Origin of the sequence: Aphanothece microscopica RSMan92 (assembly GCF_046613545.2) — a bacterium.
Classification (GTDB): Bacteria; Cyanobacteriota; Cyanobacteriia; order PCC-6307; family Cyanobiaceae; genus NIES-981.
In genome coordinates this window covers 1-1,206 of sequence record NZ_JBKKKY020000197.1, presented here as the reverse complement: position 1 = coordinate 1,206, position 1,206 = coordinate 1, and the positions used below count along the sequence as shown (strand labels likewise).

Sequence of the window (1,206 nt, the reverse complement as noted above, 5' to 3'; positions counted from 1 at the left end):
TCGACTGGCGCAGGCTCGACTGGCTGACGCTGCGCACGTCCTGCCCGTCGATGCGCACCGCGCCCGCATCCACGTCATAGAGCCGCTGGACCAGCTTCACGAACGTGCTTTTGCCGGAGCCTGTGGCCCCGACCAGCGCCACCGTCTCGCCCGGCGCGATGGTGAGCGAGAAGTCATCATAGAGCCGCTCGGGCTGGCCGCGATACTGAAAGCCCACCCGATCGAACACGACCGCGCCACGGCCCGGGCGGAACGCCGGCCGCGCCGGCGGATCGGCGATGTCTTCGCGCTCCAGGCTGTAGGCGACCACGTCCTCGATATCGGCGAAGGCCTTCTGCAGCTGCTGCACGTTCTCGCCCAGCGTGCGCAGATAGCCGCTGATCAGCAGGAAGGCGGTGATCGCAAAGGCCGCGTCGCCGGGCGTGGCCGCCCCGGCCCGCCACTCGCGCAGCACAAGGCCCAGGAGGCCGGCAAGCAGCGCCCAGAGCAGCAGATTCTGCACCGCCCAGGCGTCGGAGAAGCGGTTCCAGGTCCGGGTCGCCTTCATCCGCCAGTCTTCGGCGACGGCGGCGAAGCGGGCCTCCTCGCGCGCTTCGGCGCCGAAGGCCTTGACCGTCGGGTTTGCGCCCACGACGTCGGCCAGCGCCGCGCCGATCCGGGTGTCGGCCGAATTGCTCTCCTCGTTGCGGGCGCGGATGTAGTAACGGGCGAACAGGATCGTCGCGGCGCTGAAGGCCACGATCATCACGCCGAGATACAGGCCCACGACCGGCCATTTCAGCGCCATCAGGACCGTCATGCCGCCGAGCACCACCACGCCCGGCAGCACGAACCAGGCGAGCGTGTCGGAGATCGTGTCATAGGCCCACATCGCGCGGCTGACGCGGCGCACCGTGGCGCCGGCGAAATTGTCGGCGTGCCACTGGGCCGAAAAGCGCTACACGTCGGCAAGCCCCGCCCCCACGATCGCACTCATGTTGCGCGCGGCGAGCGGCGTCCAGAACCGGACCCCGATATTGCGGAAGACATAGAAGCCGAGCGCGGCTGCGATGAAGAGGCCGTAGGCGGACGTCGCCGCCTCCGCGCCAGCCGCCGGCCCCTGGGCCAGCGCCTCCACCAGCCGGCCGGCGATCACGGGCGTGGCGAGATCGCACAGCACCGAAATGGAGAAGAGCACGCCGAAGGCGGCCAGTTTGCCCGGCTGGC

Annotated in this window: 2 protein-coding genes; both read right to left on the bottom strand. The window is 70.0% G+C overall.

The window, feature by feature from the left end; translation table 11 throughout:
- The coding region (locus ACLD7X_RS16930; protein ID WP_411424859.1) for an ATP-binding cassette domain-containing protein at window positions 1-892 on the bottom strand (892 nt) is incomplete at its 3' end.
- A 45-nt stretch (window positions 893-937) separates the two neighbouring features.
- On the bottom strand, window positions 938-1,206 hold a 269-nt coding region (locus tag ACLD7X_RS16925), incomplete at its 5' end, for a hypothetical protein (RefSeq protein WP_411424858.1).